At 36.0% G+C, this 16,138-nt stretch carries 17 protein-coding genes; all 17 read right to left on the minus strand.

Going from position 1 to position 16,138, the window contains the following annotated elements:
* Positions 1-16 precede the first annotated feature (16 nt).
* The 17 genes from DSM03_RS15880 to rfbD all read right to left on the minus strand — a co-directional run bounded on the left by DSM03_RS15880 (position 17) and on the right by rfbD (position 16,098).
* The gene (locus DSM03_RS15880) at positions 17-1,363 is read right to left on the minus strand and encodes an exopolysaccharide biosynthesis polyprenyl glycosylphosphotransferase (protein ID WP_128763355.1); all 1,347 of its coding nucleotides are present in this window, start codon (positions 1,361-1,363) and stop codon (positions 17-19) included.
* An 89-nt stretch (positions 1,364-1,452) separates the two neighbouring features.
* Complete coding sequence (locus tag DSM03_RS15885) at positions 1,453-2,400, minus strand: UDP-glucuronic acid decarboxylase family protein (protein WP_128763356.1); 948 nt, start codon at positions 2,398-2,400, stop codon at positions 1,453-1,455.
* Between the two features lie 17 nt (positions 2,401-2,417).
* Entirely contained in the window at positions 2,418-3,539 is a 1,122-nt protein-coding gene (locus DSM03_RS15890; RefSeq protein WP_128763357.1) for an endo-1,4-beta-xylanase, read from the minus strand.
* The gene (locus DSM03_RS15895; protein ID WP_201740456.1) at positions 3,536-4,027 is read right to left on the minus strand and encodes a glycosyltransferase; all 492 of its coding nucleotides are present in this window, start codon (positions 4,025-4,027) and stop codon (positions 3,536-3,538) included. Before DSM03_RS15895 ends, DSM03_RS15890 begins: the two co-directional genes overlap by 4 nt.
* Positions 4,024-4,464: a glycosyltransferase family protein gene (locus DSM03_RS15900; protein WP_128763358.1), complete on the minus strand. Its 441-nt coding sequence runs from the start codon at positions 4,462-4,464 to the stop codon at positions 4,024-4,026. The genes DSM03_RS15895 and DSM03_RS15900 overlap by 4 nt, the downstream gene beginning before the upstream one ends.
* A 4-nt stretch (positions 4,465-4,468) precedes the next feature.
* Positions 4,469-5,461: a glycosyltransferase family 4 protein gene (locus DSM03_RS15905; protein ID WP_128763359.1), complete on the minus strand. Its 993-nt coding sequence runs from the start codon at positions 5,459-5,461 to the stop codon at positions 4,469-4,471.
* 1 nt (position 5,462) lies between these two features.
* Complete coding sequence (locus DSM03_RS15910; RefSeq protein ID WP_128763360.1) at positions 5,463-5,972, minus strand: serine O-acetyltransferase; 510 nt, start codon at positions 5,970-5,972, stop codon at positions 5,463-5,465.
* Positions 5,972-7,081, minus strand: a complete 1,110-nt coding sequence (locus tag DSM03_RS15915; RefSeq protein WP_128763361.1) for a glycosyltransferase family 4 protein — start codon at positions 7,079-7,081, stop codon at positions 5,972-5,974. Before DSM03_RS15915 ends, DSM03_RS15910 begins: the two co-directional genes overlap by 1 nt.
* Positions 7,082-7,090: 9 nt before the next feature.
* Complete coding sequence (locus DSM03_RS15920; RefSeq protein WP_128763362.1) at positions 7,091-8,035, minus strand: glycosyltransferase; 945 nt, start codon at positions 8,033-8,035, stop codon at positions 7,091-7,093.
* On the minus strand, positions 8,035-9,129 hold the full coding sequence (locus DSM03_RS15925) for a hypothetical protein (RefSeq protein WP_128763363.1): 1,095 nt from the start codon (positions 9,127-9,129) through the stop codon (positions 8,035-8,037). Before DSM03_RS15925 ends, DSM03_RS15920 begins: the two co-directional genes overlap by 1 nt.
* Before the next feature lie 95 nt (positions 9,130-9,224).
* A complete protein-coding gene (locus tag DSM03_RS15930) occupies positions 9,225-10,745 on the minus strand; it encodes a lipopolysaccharide biosynthesis protein (protein WP_128763364.1) in 1,521 nt (506 codons plus the stop codon).
* 5 nt (positions 10,746-10,750) lie between these two features.
* Entirely contained in the window at positions 10,751-11,953 is a 1,203-nt protein-coding gene (locus DSM03_RS15935; protein WP_128763365.1) for a Coenzyme F420 hydrogenase/dehydrogenase, beta subunit C-terminal domain, read from the minus strand.
* Positions 11,950-13,161: a polysaccharide pyruvyl transferase family protein gene (locus tag DSM03_RS15940; RefSeq protein ID WP_128763366.1), complete on the minus strand. Its 1,212-nt coding sequence runs from the start codon at positions 13,159-13,161 to the stop codon at positions 11,950-11,952. The genes DSM03_RS15935 and DSM03_RS15940 overlap by 4 nt, the downstream gene beginning before the upstream one ends.
* A 10-nt stretch (positions 13,162-13,171) precedes the next feature.
* Complete coding sequence (locus tag DSM03_RS19255; RefSeq protein ID WP_128763367.1) at positions 13,172-13,792, minus strand: CatB-related O-acetyltransferase; 621 nt, start codon at positions 13,790-13,792, stop codon at positions 13,172-13,174.
* 6 nt (positions 13,793-13,798) lie between these two features.
* Positions 13,799-14,329 (minus strand): dTDP-4-dehydrorhamnose 3,5-epimerase, encoded by a 531-nt coding sequence (rfbC, locus tag DSM03_RS15950; protein WP_128763368.1) that lies wholly within the window; start codon positions 14,327-14,329, stop codon positions 13,799-13,801.
* 7 nt (positions 14,330-14,336) lie between these two features.
* Positions 14,337-15,224: a glucose-1-phosphate thymidylyltransferase RfbA gene (gene rfbA / locus DSM03_RS15955; protein ID WP_128763369.1), complete on the minus strand. Its 888-nt coding sequence runs from the start codon at positions 15,222-15,224 to the stop codon at positions 14,337-14,339.
* A gap of 10 nt (positions 15,225-15,234) precedes the next feature.
* Positions 15,235-16,098: a dTDP-4-dehydrorhamnose reductase gene (rfbD, locus tag DSM03_RS15960; RefSeq protein WP_128763370.1), complete on the minus strand. Its 864-nt coding sequence runs from the start codon at positions 16,096-16,098 to the stop codon at positions 15,235-15,237.
* Between the last annotated feature and the right edge of the window lie 40 nt (positions 16,099-16,138).

Below are 16,138 nucleotides of genomic sequence, written 5' to 3' on the forward strand. Positions count from 1 at the left end.
AGTATAATATAATTAATTAATAAGCATTTTCCTCCCCTTGGACTGCATTCAAGACGGTTTTGATGATGATCTTGACATCCAGCCACAAACTCCATTTTTCGACATAAAAGATATCCAATCGCGTCCGGTTGACGATATCAGCCTGCTGTACGATCTCGCCCCGATAGCCGCGCACTTGTGCCAGGCCGGTGATTCCGGGTTTTACAAAGTGGCGCACCAGATACTTATCTACGGAGGTTTGATACTTTTCGGTATGCAGTTCCATATGCGGCCGCGGGCCTACGACACTCATATCCCCCAGCAAAACATTATAAAACTGCGGCAATTCATCAATACTGGTCCGTCTTAAAATACGCCCCAGTTTGGTCACCCGTTTGTCGTTTTTGGTCATCATTTTGGTATTGGCATCAGCCGTCGTGGTCATCGAACGGAATTTATAACACCAAAACACCTTCCGGTTCACCCCATGCCGTTTTTGTTTAAAAAATAAGGGCTCATTAGAATCAAAACGCTGCAAAATAAAGATCAACGGACTCAACCATGACAACACCCCGACGATCACCAAGAGGGCAAACACCACATCAAAACACCGCTTCACCACCTTCGCATACGGGGTTTCCAGCGGCAATTCCCGAAGATTGAGCACGGGTACATTGTCATACAATTCGATAGTCATCGCCCGGGTAAAGATTTCCTTATTATCGGGTACCACCTTCAGCTTGATCAGATTATTATCAGCAAAAGCCATCAGATTGAACAGTTGAGCCTGAGACAAGCGCGAAGCGATACAAAAGATCTGATGCACATCCCGGTTCTTGATATAACTGAAACTCTCTTCTACTTTCCCCAGATAGGTAGGGCTCTTGGAGTCGCTGTTATCAAAATACCCCAGATACCGGTACCCCAGATCGGGTTCATCAAATACTTTTCGGATCTTTTTCAGATTCCGGTCCCGCCCGATCGCGACCACATTAACCGCATTCCCGCCGGTTTCCCGATACCGGGCCCGGGCATAATAAAACAAAATCCGGTAGAGTAGTAAACATGCAAACAACCCCAGCAACACATTTGTATGATAACCAAGGGAACCCATACGAGTCTTACTCAGACTGAACCAGGCAAAATAAGCCAGCGTAAATAAAATATACAATTGCAGCGGCTTATGCAGATTGGTAAAAAACCGCTCTTTCCGCGAGGTGGGGTAATAGTCTATCGCATACGCACTCAGCAACCAGGAGGCATTGTAAAACAGGATCGAATTGATATTCAAATACAAGTCTGGTATAAACCAGGCCAAAAAACCATTCAACAGCGTTAAATGGATCAAAATACTTAGGGGTACGATGAGTGCAGAACGTTTCATCAGCTGTTTGCGCGAGTTGTTGATTCTAAGAGTGTATACGAATGCCGATGCAACTTAACTTTTTTTTAAGAGATACCGTTAAATCCTTTTTAATTAGTATCAACAAGTTGTTGCTCAAAATAGTTAATGGTTTGCTCCAACCCCTGCTGCAATGCAGTATGGGGCCTCCACAAGGGAATCAGTTGAGTTGCGAGTTGAATATCAGGTTGGCGTTGTTTGGGGTCATCCTGAGGTAAGGGTTCAAACTGCAGCTTAGAACGGGAACCGGTTAAGGCTATGATCTCCTCAGCCAGTTGGAGCATGGTAAACTCTGTAGGATTCCCCAGATTCACAGGTCCGGTGACCGAATCATCGGTTTGCATCAAAGCCACCAGTCCCTCCACCAGATCAGCTACATACTGAAAGCTACGCGTCTGACTCCCAGCTCCAAAAATAGTGATAGGTTCTCCTTTTAGCGCCTGTACGATAAAATTAGAAACCACCCGCCCATCGTTGATATTCATATGCGGTCCGTAGGTATTGAAGATCCGGGCGATCTTGATGACCACCCCATTCTGGGTATGGTAATCCATAAACAAGGTCTCGGCACAACGCTTGCCTTCATCATAACACGAGCGCGGGCCAATGGGGTTGACATTCCCCCAATAGCTTTCCGGTTGCGGATGTACCGCAGGATCTCCATACACCTCAGACGTACTCGCCTGTAGGATCTTTGCCTTGACCCGTTTCGCAAGCCCCAGCATGTTGATCGCGCCCATCACCGAGGTTTTGATGGTTTTAATAGGGTTATACTGATAATGCACCGGGCTGGCAGGACAGGCTAAATTGTAGATCTCATCCACCTCCGCATAATACGGTTGGGTTACATCATGCCGCACCAGTTCAAAATACGGGTGCTCTAACAATTCAAGGATATTTTGTTTACTTCCGGTAAAATAATTGTCCAGACAGATCACTTCATTTCCTTCGGCTAACAAACGCTTACACAAATGCGAACCGATAAAACCGGCACCGCCGGTGACAAGTATTCGTTTCATAATGCTAGCTAAGTATATTAAAAATCAACAACCTCAAAAAAAGCTTTTTTAGGCAACATGGTTTTACTATATAGATAAGGATGTGCACTAACACCATAAACATTATCCAAATAATTTGGCCAGTCAGCTGCGCCCCAAAGTGTAATACCTGTAACATTATCATATTCCCGACATACACGAAAAATCATTTCGTAAATATATGCTTGTTCATTTTCAATTGAAGTTGTAAAATAATTTACTTGCTTACTCAAATTTTTATTTTTCATTCCATTCTCAAAGATTCTGACATCAAGTTCTGTAATCTGAATATCTAGTCCTAAATCTGAAAACTTGATAATATTATTGCGAAGATCATTTTCAGATAATCCTTTGATATTAAAATGTCCCTGCATACCAATTCCATCAATTGGTACATTTCTAGTCTTTAAGCGTTTTATTAAATTATAAATATCATTTGATTTACGGGGATCATTAAACTGATTATCATTATAAAACAAAATTGCTGAAGAATCTGCTTCTCTTGCAAATTGAAAAGCTTTATCAATATATTCTTCTCCAGCTATCTTATAAAATAAATCTGTGTCTTTAAAAATACCAGGCTTCCAAGAATAATCAACTGCCTCGTTTACCACATCCCAGCAATAGATCTTCCCCTTATAACGATTCATAACCGTATAAATATGTTCACGCATTCTTTTATAGAGCTCTTCTTTACTAATAAGATCTCCTTTTTCATTTTTAAAAAACCAATCTGGAGTACCTTGAGCCCAAACAAGACAGTGCCCTCGAATTTTCATTTGATTTTCTGTGGCAAAACGTACCAAACTATCTGCTTTAGCCCAATCATATCTGTTTCTCTCAGGATGAACATATTTAGCCTTCAACTCATTTTCTATAGTTATGCTATTGTATTGGGAGGCTATAAACGCAATACGGTCTTTTTTTGATAAAAGACCATAATACATAGCTGTTCCAACAGGAAAATAATCTTTATAGACTTTGCTGAGGTTAAATTCTTGCTGTACAAGCCTAGATTCAGATTTAATTACTTCATTAGTAATCTTTGTTTTATTGTTAAAGTAAAAACAAGATGTAAAACATAGCACTACAACGCAACTAAAAACTAATAAATATTTCATGAATTCCCAAAAAGTGTTTTTAACTCTGTGATTAAAGAATCAGATGCATAGGGAGTTAATTTAACTGACGTAAGAGAAATTTCATTTCTAAGAAATAGGTCTATAGTGTTAATAAGCTCATCCGAAGTATAGGCTACCTTCACATAGTTTAGAGCGCTCATTTTTTTTGCTGTGGCTAACTGATGATCATTTCTATGTTCTCCCAAGCTAGCATCCCTTGGTATAACAATGAGAGCTTTTTCTTTAACTAGGGCAGTAATAATAGTACCCATTCCTGCATGCCCCACAATAAGATCAGCTCTTTCAAAATAGTCATTGAAAGTAATTGGGGATAAAAATCCCTCAACTTTTAGATTTTTAGCTTCTACATCAGTGTTAATAACTTGAGCAACAAATTCAACTTCTGGAAATTTAGCTGCACAGATATCCATAGCATCAAGTAATCTGTCGAAGGGTTCTTGCGTACCTGTAGTAATGAAAATCATCATAAAACTTTACCGCTATATTTAACTTTGTCACTTTCTAGTTCAGGCCATTGAGTATAAACATGATTTGATAGGTATGTCGCAATTTTTCCACTCATAGACAACTGTTCTACGTTAGCTATACTGTCTAACCAAACTGTTTTAAAACCTAAAATTCTTCCTACTAAAATGCATGCTAATCCAGGAGCTGCGCCGGTCGTAATCACCAGGTCAGGTTTGATGCTCTTGAGACTTCTCCATATTTCAAGTAAACTCTTAAAAATTAAAATCTTTTTTTTTCTATTAAAATCAGGTATTACAAAATATTGAGAATCAGGAACCATCATTCTAAACTCCTCTTTGGTTGACATATATACCAATTGATGATCTGTAAATGCAGGTTTTAATCTCAATAGTTGTATCCAATGACCTCCCGCTGAAGCTACTGCTAAAATCTTCATTGATTTACAATGTTTGTATTAATTGAGAATATTGCTCAACCATAATTTCCATTCTAAATTTTTTCAGAAAAAGTTCTCTACTGCGCTCACTCATAAGATCGTATTGATTTTTTTCGATTGAATTTAAATTATTAAGCTGTTCAGCCAAGCTATCCCAATTTTCTATTAGTTCTATTCCATTATAACCAGGTATACCTATTTCAAGGTTTCCCCCTACATCATTAGCTATAATTGGCTTTTTACACATTATACCTTCTAATAAAGATAACGGTAACCCTTCTTGCTCAGAAAATAGCATAATGTAATCGTAATTTACTATTCTATATTCCAGGTCCTCAACAAAACCCAACGCTATAAAATTGATCGAATTAACGCATAACTCTTGTAAATCTTTAAAATCATCCCCTGTCCCCGCAAAATGGATTTGGATATTATGATCCAGCTTACCTTTTAGTGCTTCAACTACTCTAAGTTGCCTTTTAACTGAGTTTACACGCGCAGGATATAAAATCCGTATTGTATCATCCTCTTTATAAATCCTTTCTAAATTTTCGCTTTTATAATGATCTACAATTCCATTGTAAATTAAATGGATGTTTTTTTTTTCTACATTAAAATAGTCTATCAAATTAACTGTAACTTTTTTTGATATAGACACAATCACTTCTGGCAGAAAAGTCAACAAATTATATGTGTTATAAACATTGTGTGATACATAAATAATCTTTGAATTTAGGAAAAGTACCTTATTCAATAAAACAATTAATGGTATAACATTTCTTGCATGAACAATAATTAGCTTATTCCGTAACACCTTAATACTGAATTTTTTATACTCATCTGCTTCAATTGCATATTTAGGGTGTAGTTTGCCAAAATCCTGGAAACCAACAATTTCACAATCATAATCACTTTTCAAGCCATTGTGCAAATCCATAAGTACCTTTTGTGCGCCTCCGTACCTGCTCAGATTGGTTGTTATTGAAATAATATTCATTTTATTTTTTTAAAATTTTATTTATCCCCACAACTATTGAATTTTCAGGAACACTCTTAGTAACCACTGTATTGGTTCCAACAATTGTATTTTCCCCGATCACTACGGGCCCTAAAACAGCAGAATTAATACCTATAATACTTCCATTCATAATAATCGGTTGAGAAAATTTTTCTCCATCATAAACAGATTCTTTACCTTGATTCCCTCCTAAGGTTGCACCCTGATATATTTTGAAATCCCCTTTTGACATCACATACCGGCCAATAACGATACCGGTACCGTGGAGAATTACAACTCCTCCCTTTAAACGAGCTCCCGGGTCTATATCTATAGAAAAAAAAATCCTATTTATAAACCAAAAAATTTTACTTAAAGGAGTTAAATGCCATTTATAAAGTAAATGACTTATTCGAAAAATCATTAAACAATATAAATGGATTTTAAAAAAAGGTTTTAAACTACTTTCATCATGCTTAGCATATGCTTTATAATCATCTATTAAAGACATTATCTTAAATCATTAAAATATTTAATATACTTAGCAGCTATAGATTCGATACTAATTTCTCTTTTCACAAAATGATTGAGATTAGACTTCATCTCCGCATACTCACTCTTATTTAATTCTAATGCATTAGCCATACTGGAGGCTAAAGAAACAGCTGAATTACATTCAAATAAAAAACCGGTTTCTGTATCTATAATATATTCCTTAAAACCTTCTAAATTTGATGCTATTACCGGAAGTCCATAGTTATAAGAAGTCAAAAGAACTCCACTTTGAGTTACATCTTTATAGGGTAAAACTAAGAAATGTGATCTATTCATAATTTCGCCAATTTCATGATCTTTTAACGTCCTAATATGCACCTCAAAGTCCAAAGGATTATTAATTTTAACTTTATTTTTGTCCCAAGAAGAGTCAGCAGCTTTACCGGCAATAATTACTCTAAAGTTCTTTTGAGTTTTATTCAATATATTAACAGCTTCGATAAGTATATCAATACCTTTATTCTCTCTAATCAAACCAAAAAACAAAAATGTGAATTGTTCTTTTTCCACCAAAGAACTCATTGGATCTCCAAATGATTTCAAGGCTAATGGCGCCAATAGAACATTTTTATTAATATTAGATTTTTTCTGATGAAAAATTTCCAGTTGACTTTTAGAAAAAAGGTGAATATTTTGGTATTTACGCATTAGAAAATTATAATAGAATGCCCGTATACCCTTATTTTTCATTTTATGATGTTGAATTACATCATGTATTGCAATTATAAATTTTCTTTTATTTAGAAAAAGAGATGTAAAAAAATGCATATATGGAACACCCAGATAACTATCATATATATATTCCGGGTTAAGTTTCCTTAAAAAATTCAGAACTTTTAAATGAAAAAAAAGTGTTGTTGGATTTTTTAATTTAGTAGTTTGCTTAAAAACAAAAAGTTTAATATTATTTTCTTTACTTATTTTTATAAGGTCCTTTTCTTCAAACCAGCCATAACCTTTTAAAACTACCACCCACGTAAAATCAAAATTTGGATGAATTTTTTTTACAATTGGCAGATCTACATCTAACAAGTCCTCACCTGTTAAAAAAATTAATTTCTTCATTGATACTTCCTAATTGTTTAAAGCGTTAGAGTTTTTCAATCTCTTAAATAACCGATGCACATACATATAGCAAACAGCAAAACCTGTTAATTTTGAATTTACCTTTGACGTGAATGATTTTATATTTGTTTTAAAATCAACCCAAGGCACCACACCGTTATAAGCTTTTGTGTTATTTAAAAAGGATTTTATCAAATAGCGATCACTTATCATCTCCTCAGATAAAAAATTTCTTACCCACAAGTAATAAGTACTTGATGCTTGGATCTTACGCAAGGACATTTTAATGTCTTTGGTATTTGGGGAAATATTGAGACTACTTTTCCTCCAATAGACTAGAGCTTCTGGGATTGTATATATTAAACTACCTTTAGCCAGCTTGATCCAGGTTGCGTGATCACTTGCCCACGCTAAATCAAAATTCTGGAACCTCCCCGCTTTAAGAAAACTTTGCTTATTAAAAATAAATTCGACAACAAAACTTATCAACTCGTTAGACGAGCGTTTTTTAAAAAATTCTAAGCTCGATAAAGTTTTAGGAAACAATGGCAGTTGCCTTATTACTTTGCCATCTTCATCTATTGAATTAATATCAAAATGGTATAAATAATCTTGACCATCTGTTTGTTTTAATATTTTATAAAAATTTTCAACACAATTGGCACTCATTATATCGTCATCAGAAAATAACCACACCCACTCCTCATCGCCAACTAAATCTATACAGCGCTCCCATTGAGCTACAAGATCCTGTCCTCCAAGATTTTTCTCAAATCGCTTATAAACGATATCGATGGTATTCGAAAACTGTTGTACTAAATCCTTTAACTCATAGGGACTGCAATCATCTCCTATATAAACTTTAAAATCTTTACAGGTTTGATTTGAAATGGATTCAAGAGCTTTCTCGAAGAATTGAATCTTATAAGCAGGGATAACTATTGCTAAAGACATTAAATTGTTTTAAGAGAATTTGTAGATTTATCTGTCATATAAGCTAAAATAGCAAAAAAGGGGATTGCGGTATAATTGTCAAAGTAAACACTTAAGGGTGTAGTTACTAATATGGCTAAATAAATTGCTTTGAGATAATTATTAGATATATAGTTAACAAGCATTCCCTTTATTACAAAATAAAAAGTACTTATTACGTAAAATATACCGTACAAATTATAAACCCCTATTATTCCTACATCAACTCTAAACAAGCCAGCTTCCTCGTAATAAGTCACCTCTTTGCCATAATCAGTGTTATCATAATAATTCATACCGTTACCTACAAGCCTAGACATCCAATCATCTGGCCAATATTCGTTTAGATAAAAATTAGCGGCAAGTAGCCTTATATTATCCTCAGATAGATCTTCTTGAGTCATCTTGATGAACCTGCCAAATAACGTTTCACTAAAAAATACTCCCAAGGCAATTACAATAGTTGTCAAAAGTATTGCATATCCTTTTTGATTTTTATTTGAGATAAAAATGATATAACCTACAGCTATAATAGCACTAGCCAAAAACTGCCTGGTACCAAAATAATATAAACCTATCATTCCAATAAGAAAAAAAAGACCGTTTCTGAGTTTATGATCTTTACTTGTATTAAACCTATAAAAAAAATAAATAGCTAAAAAAATGCCGTAATGATGACGAAAAGCCATAAACCGATAAATCCCGGCTCTTAACAGTTGACGTGTTTCTTCATCCCTAGAGTAAAAAAAATAAATAGGATAAGTGAATTGTTGTATAATCGTTACTAAAGCCCATATAAAACCAACCACTACTAATAACTTGATGAGTCGCTTTAATGGAAATTTAAAATAATGAAGTACAAAATACAATAACCACAAAAAATTCAATCGTAGAGCCAAGAGAGAGGCTAAGAAAGACTGCTCATGATAAATATAAGATCCTATTGTACTTATTAGCGGAAGCGCAATAAAAAGAAGCACAGGCCTTTTGAAGGGTTGTTTACCTATTTTTTTTCCTTTAGCGAAAAAATGAAAAGATATAAAGAACAATAAGGCAACCAAACCTATACTGAGCAAATTGTAAATTATACTCGGTATTGGCTGAAATGACCACAATCGGATAGAAATCAAAATAGTGACCATTATAAATAAATACTGCAATCGCTCCTTCACTATCTCTTTTTTAATAATTTTTGTATTAAAGATTTAAATTCGTTTACCCTTATAGTAAATATTAGGGTGAAACTCAAATAAATCACTGCAAATACGATAGCCATTATAGTAATTGAAAGTAATGCATTCTCAATAATAAAATACACTCTAAATAATTCAGTTAATAAATAACTAATCACACCAACGGCTAATGATGGAAGAAAGGCATTGATAAATATTTTACGAGCCTCTAATTTTAAAACAAAAGGTATATAATAAAAATAATATGCAGATATCACTAATATAACATATGCTAAATACCCAATTACAGCAGCTCCTACATTAAGAGTATTGGCAAAAAATATGGTAATAGGTATTGTAATGATACAGGCAATACCAGAAGATATTACTAGAAACCGCGTTTTTCCTGATGCCAAAATCAAGCTAGCGACTGGTGAATTGTGCATTGCAATATACACGGTAACAAGCCACAATTGCAACCATATCGTTAAATGAGTATATTCAGGACCTACATAAATGTTTAACAATTCTTCTGCACTTGCTATAAGTCCAAAAACTACCAAGCCTAAAAATGCCGATATGTATTTGGTACCTGTAAAGATGGTATTTTGAATTCTTAAAGTATCGTTACTTGCATAAAGCTTTGATGCATGGGGTAAAAGAGTTTGAATAAAAACACCTCCAAAAGCGATGACTATAGCCGTTATCGTCTGGATTACTCTATATTCTGTCAAAACTTCCACTCCTTTTGAAGCAAATCTGCCCAGTAATATGGGGCGTAGATTATCTGCTGAGAATTGAAAAAATCCCATAGCAAATATAGCAAGGCTGTAATTGAGAATGATTTTAAAATCTGCAGCAAACCAACGGGGTACAAGTAATTTGGTAAGCGGTATTCCAAAAATCCTTAGTTTGTGAATATTTAAAGGAATCACCACCATTGTAGCCAAAATATATAATAAAAAATAAGTTGGCAAAGAGAGTTTAAAATAAATCGCGCATACAGCGGTACCAAAAATAAATACACTACTAATTATATTGGTTTTGTTGACCCAGGCAATTTGATCGTTAGCGATTAATAGTTGTTTTACCACACTCGAAGTCCAGTTAAAAACAGTACTGAAGGCCAAGATGAACATGAGGTATTTAAAAATTAATACTTGCGATTCATCAATTGAAAAAAAGAACTCTGAATAGATACCTAATAAAATAAATATAATAGTATTTAGCAGCCCTATACCTCCATAAAAAACTATACTCGACCGAGATACATTTGATATTTTATCCCATTTTTTTTCTACTATCCACATGGAAAAAAAACGAATAGAGCCTATATTCATTCCCATATCCATTAACCGCAAATAGGCATTAAGTGAAAAGGCTAGTGAGATCAAGCCATAATCACCCTTGCCAAAATACCCAATGAGCATGGGGATGGTAAAAAACTTAGCAAGCGCATCTATTAATTTTGACAAAATTCCCAATAAGGAATCAGAAATAAGTCTTGAGTTTCCTTGCATAGACCTTACTGTTTAAATAAACGTCTGGCGGTACCTAAAAACTCTTTGGCAACTTGCTTAGGAGACTCATATCGTAAGTTGGAATATATATTAAGATTTTTAAATTTTAGAGGGAGTTTGCCCTTGTATAAATTATAAGCTAGTATTCTGGCCGCAACTTTGCGTCTCCTCTGGTATTGATAAGGCTGCATTATGGCAATTTTCCCATCATCTATCTCGGTCATCGAAACGGCCTGGAATTGAAGAGCTTGCTCAACTAATTTTTGACCAGCTTGTGTTCTTACCATTACTAGACTTTTCCCATCTTTTTCATCAAAATCTGGGTAACCGTCGTTTGTTTCCCAGGCATCTCCTACAGCAATATCTGCTTGAAGACCTATACCATCAGGACAGATTTTACACCTGAAGTTCAAATGCCTGTTTAAGGTACTCCCCCAAGAGTCATTATATGTACGTTTATATGCTTTACCCTCTTTATCTTCAAACGAGAAATAACCCGGCCATCCACTTCCTCGGTAAACCAAATTTTTTACGGGTCTCTGGGCATTAAATTCATCTACAATTTGAGAAGTTCCAGTAAACGAGGGTTGTCCGGCGCAAAGAATTGATACAGTAAGTTTAAATCTGTCTTTAAACTGAGGATATTGAGCTAGAAAATTTTTCAACCCCGAAATATCGCAAGGTTTTCCAATAAAGAGATAGTTGTCATTTGATCCATTCAATAAATCAAAAATCTTGTCAAAAATTAAAGCCGGAGCATATCTAGAAGAAGCACATTTTAAAACATCAGCCCTACTTTTTGAAACCTTCAGTTCATTACGCTCATAATCGTTTATATCCCCACCAACTTGCAATACGCTATCAACAAGGTTATGTTCTAAAACAAAAACACTCAACCCACTAATAAATCCACCTGAGGAACCTGCGTATCGTATTTCTTTATCATTAGAAAAACCACTGTACGTTTTCAACAATTTACCCCATATCCTATCTTCATAAGCATATGAATCTTCATTAATTATATTTTTTCCTGGGCATATTGCGTCTATAATATCCTCGCCTTCAGGTTGGATCTGTTTTACTTCAGGCTTGTAAAATCCAGTTTGATCCAATTTCATTTGGACATTCTCTTTGCCACAAACGCTTTCACATAGTCCACATCCGATACACAAGTTATCTTTTACGATCGTTTCTATTTTAGACTTCATAAAGATTTTTTAACCACCAGTGATAGTATTTTTTTCAATTCTGTAAGACGTGGGGCTACAATTTCAGATAGACCCTTTTGTACAGCTGCTTTCAATGTTTCTCTATCATTGAATCCATCAAGTATTTCATTCATTACTTGCTGCTCATCTGTATTCACACAATCCCCCATATAGTTGTAAGCTAGGGTATCTACAAACAAACCGTTAAACTTCCGACTGTAAGCCATTGGTACTACAGGAACCCCGGTTGCATAGGCTGCTATACATGAGTGCATACGCCCGCCTGAGAAAAAGTCTAAACCACCTATATATCCTTTTGCTTCTATAGGATTTTCAAAACGTGGAGCCAATATTGCCTGAGGATAATCTTTGATGATTGCTTCAGAAACTTGATAATCATCTTCAACAGGGTGATCTTTAGGTACAACATGAGGTACGATATGTACCTGAACACTATCTAATGCTGTAAAATAATCTAAAAAGTTTAAGATTAACTTTTTATAATCTGATTGCAAATTAAATTGATTATCCTTCGTGTATCCGCCATTCCATAATAAACCTGATATATTGAGGCCGACGTGAATTTTATCGGTTGAGAAAAATTGTCTATCATAAGGCATGTAGAAAGCAACGTCAATGCTTTCTGCCAGCATAGATTCAGGTAAAAACTTTTGAGTATATGCATAACTCTGTCGATCACGACTTATAACCATTTCGAGTTTTTGCATTGCTTTAAAAGCAGCTTTCTCGTGCACTTCTTTGTTAAAAGGCCCTATTGTTTGCGGCAAAAGAACCTGCTTACGTCCAAGTAAAGAAAAAAATCTTTTACTATTTAGGATATTCCAAAAGCGTTTATCCCCATAAATATCGGTAAAACTATCTCCTTCTGCTATATCAAAAATAAGATCATAGCTCAGAATACGACTGGTCTTAAACCGATTTGGAAATAAAACGAGTTTAATCAATGATTTGAGTTTGAAAAAATTCATTCCATAAACGGTACTAAAATGAATTTTCTTTCCATTGACCTCTATATGATCCTGACCTACTTGAGAAGTACCAAAAAAATGTAAATCAGCTTCAATATTATCTTCCTGAAGTACATCATTTAATAAAGCCAGTGCCGAATAAGCTAATGCCCCTACTCCCAGATTTTTATTATATGGATTAGCCCAAACAATAGCTATTTGCTTCTTTTTATTTCCCATTTTAATTATTTCAGTTAATAAGTTTAGATAAGTAATCAATTTTATTTACAAGTTCATCCCTTTCTAATTCCCACCACTTGGAGGATTCCAATTTTTCTATTTCATTTTGATTAAATCTCATACCAATTTTTTTAGCTGGATTTCCTACCACAATTGAATAGGGTTCAACATCTTTTGTAACTACACTAGATGCTCCTACAATAGCGCCATTCCCAATTGAATTTACATTAGGTAAAATGGTGGAAAACTCACCAAGCCAAACATCATGACCTATTACTAATTTAGGCCTATCCAAAAGATCTTTTTCCACATATCCTGCTAAAGGATTATAGAGCAAAGGATGAGTTGTGAAATTTCTAAGTGGGTGGTTAGCCCTATGTATTCTAATAGTGGGCGCAATTGAACACCAGTTACCAAATTCTACTTGTGCGGGTATATTATTATTCGTTTTATCGAAACAACCTCCATAACTTCCATACCCAACTAAAACACCATATTTTTCATAATAGATTTTCCTCAATGACTTGGAATACATTTGACCTCCTTCTAATCTTGTTATCTTTCTGAGTATATAAGGTCTGAATTTTTTAAATGAATTTCTATAGAAAAACAGAAGTATCTTTATTTTCATATTAAATCATAGATTACTTAAGACCAAATCTTTTTCAGAAACCTGTATGTGGTCATTAGGAAGTTGCCAATCAATATTTAAAGTAGGATCGTCATAGCGGATTCCACCTTCTGAAGCTTTATGGTAAAAATTATCACACTTATACGCAAAAACAGCTGTTTTACTCAAAACGGAGAACCCATGACCAAAACCCCGGGGCACAAACAACTGCTTCTTGTTTTCAGCGCTGAGTTCTACTGCAATATATTGTCCATAGGTAGGTGATTCCTTGCGTAAATCTACCGCGACGTCTAGAACTGTACCTGCTATAACCCGTACGAGTTTGGCTTGCGCATAAGCGCCTTGTTGAAAATGAATCCCGCGTACCACCCCATATTGAGAATAAGATTGGTTATCCTGTACAAAGTTTACCGGATACCCTATAGCTTGTTCAAAGCTATCCCTGTTAAAACTTTCAAAAAAATAACCCCGTTCATCTTCAAAAACACGAGGCTCTAGGATAAAGCAGCCCTTTAATGCTGTTTCTGTTGTTTGCATATGCTCTTTATTTTTTTTGCTTTTTTCCTGCAAGACGCAACAAATACTGTCCGTATTCATTTTTACGCAAAGGCGCTGCCAATTCCAATAAGCGCTCTTTAGAAAGGTAGCCTTTTTCAAAAGCGATCTCTTCGAGACATGCTACTTTAAGACCTTGTCTTTTTTCGATGGTTTCAATAAAATTAGAAGCCTCTAAGAGCGATTCGTGCGTCCCGGTATCCAACCAGGCATACCCCCGCCCCATCAATTCTACTTTAAGAGCTTCCTGCTTTAAATATTCCTGATTCACCGTAGTGATTTCCAATTCTCCCCGGGCACTGGGTTTGATACTTTTAGCTATTTGCACTACAGAGTTGGGATAAAAATACAACCCTACTACCGCATAGTTGCTTTTAGGTTCTGATGGTTTCTCTTCCAGAGAGATTACGGTCCCGCTTTCGTCAAATTCTGCGACGCCATACCGTTCGGGATCCTGTACATAATACCCAAAAACAGTAGCTTTTTGAGCCTCCTTGACATTTTTTACCGCTGCATATAACAATTCCGTAAGCCCGTGGCCATAAAAAATATTATCCCCCAAAATCAAACACACGTCATCGCTTCCGATAAAGTCTTCTCCAATGATAAAAGCCTGTGCCAATCCATCCGGGCTGGGCTGCTCAGCGTAACTCAACTGCACCCCAAAGTCAGAACCATCACCCAGTAAATTTTTAAAATTAGGCAAATCGTGCGGCGTGGAGATGATCAATACCTCGTGAATTCCTGCCAACATCAATACGGAAAGCGGATAATAGATCATCGGCTTGTCGTAAATAGGCATCAACTGCTTAGAAATAGAACGGGTTAAGGGGTATAGTCGAGTACCGGAGCCTCCGGCTAAAATAATTCCTTTCATAGTATAGTTCTTATAATGCGTTAAGCTGTGCTAGGCAACGGGTTAAACTGCTCTCATAATCGGGGGTGCTAACCGTATAGATCTCTTGTATTTTTTTGGTATCCAATAAAGAATAAGCCGGGCGACTAGCCGGAGTAGGATAAGCGGTTGTTGGGATGCCATGCAATTCACAATCCAATTGTGCCACAGTTTTGATGGTTTGTGCAAAATCAAACCAGCTGATACGTCCGGTATTCGAGTAATGATAGATACCGGATTTCCAGACTGCGCTATAGATGATCCTTAAAATCGCTTGGGCAAGATCGGCTGCATAGGTAGGGCTTCCTACCTGATCCTCAACGATGTTTAAGGCATCGCGTTCCTCCATCAAACGCAGCATGGTTTTGACAAAATTGGTTCCAAATGCTGAATAGACCCACGCGGTACGGATAATGATCCCTTCAGGATTCAAGGCTTGAGCGGCCTGCTCTCCTTTCAGCTTCGTGAGCCCATATACACTTTGCGGATGCGTAACATCGGTTTCCTGATAGGGCTTTGCTGAAGCCCCGTCAAAGACATAATCGGTAGAAATGTGTAAAAACCTACACGAGTTCTTAGCACACCAGCCTGCCAAAAAGCCTACTGCTTGATGGTTGATGGCATCTGCTTTTTCAGGTTCAGACTCTGCCCGATCTACAGCAGTATAAGCGGCACAATTGATCAGGTAATCCGGTTGCCTCTGCTCTAAATAGGTGCGCATCTGCAGTTCGTCTTCCAGATCAAAAACGGCACGTGTTACAAAATCAAAGTGATCATCGGGATGGGCTCCAGCCAACCCCTGCAACTCCTGCCCCAATTGCCCATGAGCTCCGGTAACTAAAATTCGTTTACTCATAGTTCTTTTTCGTATTTCTAGAGTACGCTCTACTCATTAA

This window comes from Leeuwenhoekiella aestuarii, from assembly GCF_004104055.1.
GTDB classification, from domain to species: domain Bacteria; phylum Bacteroidota; class Bacteroidia; order Flavobacteriales; family Flavobacteriaceae; genus Leeuwenhoekiella; species Leeuwenhoekiella aestuarii.

What these genes read in the sequence shown, in the direction of transcription:
- DSM03_RS19255 (WP_128763367.1), bottom strand. Translation starts at nt 13,792, where the DNA reads ATGAAAATAAAGATACTTCTGTTTTTCTATAGAAATTCATTTAAAAAA.
- DSM03_RS15900 (WP_128763358.1), bottom strand. Translation starts at nt 4,464, where the DNA reads ATGAAGATTTTAGCAGTAGCTTCAGCGGGAGGTCATTGGATACAACTA.
- DSM03_RS15885 (WP_128763356.1), bottom strand. Translation starts at nt 2,400, where the DNA reads ATGAAACGAATACTTGTCACCGGCGGTGCCGGTTTTATCGGTTCGCAT.
- DSM03_RS15935 (WP_128763365.1), bottom strand. Translation starts at nt 11,953, where the DNA reads ATGAAGTCTAAAATAGAAACGATCGTAAAAGATAACTTGTGTATCGGA.
- DSM03_RS15880 (WP_128763355.1), bottom strand. Translation starts at nt 1,363, where the DNA reads ATGAAACGTTCTGCACTCATCGTACCCCTAAGTATTTTGATCCATTTA.
- rfbC (WP_128763368.1), bottom strand. Translation starts at nt 14,329, where the DNA reads ATGCAAACAACAGAAACAGCATTAAAGGGCTGCTTTATCCTAGAGCCT.
- DSM03_RS15915 (WP_128763361.1), bottom strand. Translation starts at nt 7,081, where the DNA reads ATGAAGAAATTAATTTTTTTAACAGGTGAGGACTTGTTAGATGTAGAT.
- DSM03_RS15905 (WP_128763359.1), bottom strand. Translation starts at nt 5,461, where the DNA reads ATGAATATTATTTCAATAACAACCAATCTGAGCAGGTACGGAGGCGCA.
- DSM03_RS15940 (WP_128763366.1), bottom strand. Translation starts at nt 13,161, where the DNA reads ATGGGAAATAAAAAGAAGCAAATAGCTATTGTTTGGGCTAATCCATAT.
- DSM03_RS15910 (WP_128763360.1), bottom strand. Translation starts at nt 5,972, where the DNA reads ATGTCTTTAATAGATGATTATAAAGCATATGCTAAGCATGATGAAAGT.
- rfbA (WP_128763369.1), bottom strand. Translation starts at nt 15,224, where the DNA reads ATGAAAGGAATTATTTTAGCCGGAGGCTCCGGTACTCGACTATACCCC.
- DSM03_RS15895 (WP_201740456.1), bottom strand. Translation starts at nt 4,027, where the DNA reads ATGATGATTTTCATTACTACAGGTACGCAAGAACCCTTCGACAGATTA.
- DSM03_RS15890 (WP_128763357.1), bottom strand. Translation starts at nt 3,539, where the DNA reads ATGAAATATTTATTAGTTTTTAGTTGCGTTGTAGTGCTATGTTTTACA.
- DSM03_RS15930 (WP_128763364.1), bottom strand. Translation starts at nt 10,745, where the DNA reads ATGCAAGGAAACTCAAGACTTATTTCTGATTCCTTATTGGGAATTTTG.
- rfbD (WP_128763370.1), bottom strand. Translation starts at nt 16,098, where the DNA reads ATGAGTAAACGAATTTTAGTTACCGGAGCTCATGGGCAATTGGGGCAG.
- DSM03_RS15920 (WP_128763362.1), bottom strand. Translation starts at nt 8,035, where the DNA reads ATGTCTTTAGCAATAGTTATCCCTGCTTATAAGATTCAATTCTTCGAG.